Origin of the sequence: Rhizobium sp. AAP43 (assembly GCF_001296045.1) — a bacterium.
GTDB lineage: Bacteria > Pseudomonadota > Alphaproteobacteria > Rhizobiales > Rhizobiaceae > Allorhizobium.
Map to the genome: position 1 here is coordinate 1 of NZ_LJHS01000042.1, position 3,965 is coordinate 3,965.

At 56.5% G+C, this 3,965-nt stretch carries 3 protein-coding genes; all 3 read left to right on the plus strand.

Going from position 1 to position 3,965, the window contains the following annotated elements:
* Positions 1-1,991 (plus strand): type VI secretion system tip protein TssI/VgrG (tssI, locus tag IP76_RS18735; RefSeq protein ID WP_156318643.1); only part of this gene is annotated, 1,991 nt, incomplete at its 5' end.
* Positions 1,992-2,002: 11 nt separating this feature from the next.
* Positions 2,003-3,019 carry a polymorphic toxin type 44 domain-containing protein gene (locus IP76_RS18740; RefSeq protein ID WP_082352611.1) on the plus strand — a complete coding sequence of 339 codons (1,017 nt, stop codon included), beginning with the start codon at positions 2,003-2,005 and terminating at the stop codon, positions 3,017-3,019.
* 424 nt (positions 3,020-3,443) lie between these two features.
* Entirely contained in the window at positions 3,444-3,743 is a 300-nt protein-coding gene (locus tag IP76_RS18745; protein ID WP_054159768.1) for a PAAR domain-containing protein, read from the plus strand.
* Positions 3,744-3,965 lie beyond the last annotated feature (222 nt).

The following is a 3,965-nucleotide window of genomic DNA, read 5'->3' on the forward strand; positions in this document are numbered from 1 at the left end:
CGAAGAAACCGCAGGTGAAGCCGGAAGAGTTGATCGGGCGGCTGATGGATGTCTCGCTGGAGGTCAGCCAGGGCGGTGGCGGTGGTGACGGCGAGGAGGACCAGCCCATCCGCCGGCCGTTCAACGGTCTGGTCACGGATCTCTCCGAGGGACCGCCGATCACGCGCGGGCTTCGCGCCTATTCCATGGTGCTCAGGCCGCAGATGTGGCTTTTGTCGCGCCGCTCCGATTGCCGGATCTGGATGGACAAGACAGCGCTTCAGGTGCTCGACACGCTGTTTTCCGAACACGGCATTCCCGCCGCCGAGACGGCCGGCGTGATCACTCCGCCGCCTGCCCAGCATTACAGCGTGCAGTGGAACGAGACTGATCTTGCCTATCTCCTGCGCCGCTTTGAAGAGGACGGTTTGTTCTTCTGGTTCAGCCACGAGAATGGCCGCCACAAGCTGCATGTCGCCGACAGCGCCTCCGGCTGGCTAAAACCCTCGGCGTCTGCCGAGGGCGAGAGCAGGGTGCGTCTGGCGCAAGGCTCCACCGACCGCAATCACATCACCGCCTGGGAAAAGCGCTTCACCTATGTGCCGGGCAAACGCTCCGGCGCCGACTGGAACTTCGAGACACCCTCCATGGTGCCGGGGACGGAGACGCCGTCGCTCATCCAGATGCCGGATGCAATCAAACGCGAGCTCTATGAATATCCCGCCCGCATCGCCTCTGTCGCAGACGCCGAGCGGGCGGAGAAGCTGCGGGTCCAGGCGTCGGAAGCCGATCACGACCGGGTGCATGGGGCATCGAGCGTGCGCGTACTCGAAGCCGGCCGGCGGTTTTTGCCTTACGAGGTCGCCCATCCCGATCATCGCTATGACGAGCATGTCATCGTGGCCATCCGCCATGATGTGGTCGACCGTTCCTATGAGACGGCAGAAGACCGTCCTGATTATGTGAACACCTTCGAGGCCATCCCGTCCCGCGTGCCGCTCACCCCGCATCGTGAGACGAAGCGCCCGAAGATCGAGGGCACACAGGTGGCGATCGTCGCAGGCCCTCAAGGCGAGGAAATCCATCCGGACCAGTATGGCCGGATCAAAGTCTGGTTCCCCTGGGACCGCAAGGCGAAGAAGGACGGCACCGACACCTGCTGGGTGCGCGTTGCGCAGAACTGGGCCGGTGCCGGCTGGGGCGGCCAGGTGATCCCGCGCATCGGCATGGAAGTGATGGTCGCCTATATCGACGGCGACCCCGACCGGCCGCTGGTGACGGGCGTGGTGCCAAACCCGCAGCAGAAGGTGCCGTATACCTTACCCGCCAACAAGACGAAGAGTACGTTTCGGACGCAGACGCACAAGGGGATCGGCTTCAACGAACTCAGCTTCGAGGATCAAAACGGTTGGGAAGAAATTTTCGTCCACGCCCAGAAGGACCGCAACGAAAAAACACGAAACAACCAGTCCGAACGCATTGATAATAACTGGGTCCAGTCCATCGGCAACAGCGCAGCTGTAGAAGTCGAGCGCAATCATTCGCAAGTGATTGGAGGAAACATGTTCCTATCTGTCGGGCCCGGTGGTGCTGGCACTCTGGTTCCACGCCGATTGGCACGGGCCGCCACGGGCGTAGGGGATGTAGCAGCCTTGCTGGGCGGCAAAACGACATCCGGCGGCGGATCGGCATTTTTGACGATCGAGAAGAATAAAGTTGAGAACGTCGGAGCGGTCAGCTCGATCAATGCTGGTGTTGGCATTTATTCGTCTGCCGGCAGCAGCTATGAGGTTTCCGCAGGCAATACGATTTCACTTAGTGCCGGACAGAAGTTCACAGAGTCTTCCGGAAAACTGAGACTGATTCAGTCAGGAGAGGAAATCACGCTTGCCTGTGGTTCTGCGCGCCTGACCATGAAGTCATCAGGCGAGATCACTTTGGTGGGAGTACGAATACTACTCGAAGGGGATGAGGCCATTACGGCCAAGGCCGCCAAGATAAATCTGAATTAGAGCACAATGTAATGGCATCAAAACAATACTGGCTTACCATTTTTCTCTCGCCGCCTCCTACCGATAAAAAGCAGCAGATAACCCACAATCGAAGCCTGACGTTAAAAGCCTATTTTGACCAAAATCCAATGGGTCGGGATTCAAAGGAGCATACAGAAGGCACCTTTACAAAACGGAATACTAAAAACTATCGTGTTGTGGCGGAGCATTCCGGCAATGTGCAGCACAAGCTGTCAGGCCAGCGATTTGACTTCTTGATCAGTGAAGCTGAGTTCAAGGCGACTAACTTTGAAGTTGTGGTATGGGTCGAAGAACCCGGATATGCCACACTGCGTCACGCAAGTGCCCATGAAGGCATAGCAGTGGGGCGCGTGCATCTAGAACCGATTCATGTCGAAAAAGCGGGCCTCAGCGCCCCCCCTCCCAACTCTCGCCCCGGAGACGAGCAGCTCATTTGCCGTATATCCCTAGTTGCATCCGTCGCGGATTACATGGCAACCGAAATGAATACAAATGGCAATTCCGATGATGTTAGGAATATGTCGAAATATCTAAAGATGGAGGGGAGCTGGCTGACTGGTGGATATCCTGTCGCTGGCAACGCCGCTAGCATGATATTTGGATGCAGAACTCACAGCAACGAAGGCAACTGGGCTGATCACTTCCAAGACCTAGTTTTTTGTGGAGGTCGTGAAGGAGGTCAATGGGACCATAAGCCGATACTCCGCCCGGTATGGGGCGCTCAACATAGACTTGGTAACAGTGGTTATGTCTACTATTATGATGTCTGGTCAAATATACACTATGGATACATCGCGGCAAAAGCCGGATTTTCACTGAATCATGTGCTTGATGGCGCGGCGGGGGCTCAGCAACTCGACAATAAACAGATAGAAAATTCCGACGACCCCGTGGATGTTCAATCGATCAAGGAGGGATATGCGCTCGGGCAAAAGTCTCTCCCGATTTCGATTGCGGATCTTCTCGCTATTTTTTCCCGTAACCCGGACTGGGATGGGCGCATATGAGACGTTTACTGGTATTCACCTTTCTTGTTGCCGGCTTGTCGATACTATCAGCCCCCTATGCACTGCTTTCATATTACGCAAATAGGCAGTTTACTGATAATTACTATTACGTTTTCCCGTACTGGTCATCAGATCCGCAACGAATTTCTCCAGATCACGAATGCTCAAGAAGTATCCTTGATTTACACTACAAGCAATTTGCGTGGCATTCCATAAACATGTTTCTAAACATATATCGGCCTCCAGAAATTACAATTCATGCCGGGGTTGTTCAGAACAAAATATTTTTCATTTGGAGCTTCAGAGAGATGAAGTACGTACAAATGGATCCGGAGCAAAACACGATAATCTTCGACACACCAAATTGGTGTCGTTGGAATTGAGGCGCGTTTTGTCGCTTGCTATTTCCTGATCGGATTTCCCCATGCCCCCAGCCCATCGCCAAGGTGACATCGGCTCCGGCCATGCCTGCCATTTCCCGCCAAGCCAGGCGACGGGCGGCAGTCCGGATGTCTACGTGAACGGCCGCTCACTGATGCGCGTCGGCGACAGTTTTGCCGCCCATGCCTGTGAGGCTGGCCATGAAGGCCCCCATGGGCGGGCGCTAGCGGCAGGGTCTGCCACCGTCTTCGTCAATGGCAGGCCTGCCGGCCGGATCGGCGACGCCATCGATTGCGGCGGTGCGGCCGAGACGGGGTCGGAAGACGTGGCCATCGGCGATTGAGATAGCTGGCGGGCTCCGCCAACGCGGCCCGGTGGTGGCCGGAGTGATGCCTGTCACCACCTGATTTCCCTGCCATATTTCGTGCGCAAAATTGCCACCCGCCGCCTGCACGCAAGACGCTCCGACCATATCCCGGAGCCGTGTCATGACCGACCAGCCCTCATCTGCCGATTTCATCCAGGCAAGCCGCGTGTTGCGGCTTGTCTCGCCGCTCGGCGCCGA

Bases quoted from the DNA above. Each gene is read 5' to 3' on its own strand.
- IP76_RS18740 (WP_082352611.1), top strand. From the start codon at position 2,003: ATGGCATCAAAACAATACTGGCTTACCATTTTTCTCTCGCCGCCTCCT.
- IP76_RS18745 (WP_054159768.1), top strand. From the start codon at position 3,444: ATGCCCCCAGCCCATCGCCAAGGTGACATCGGCTCCGGCCATGCCTGC.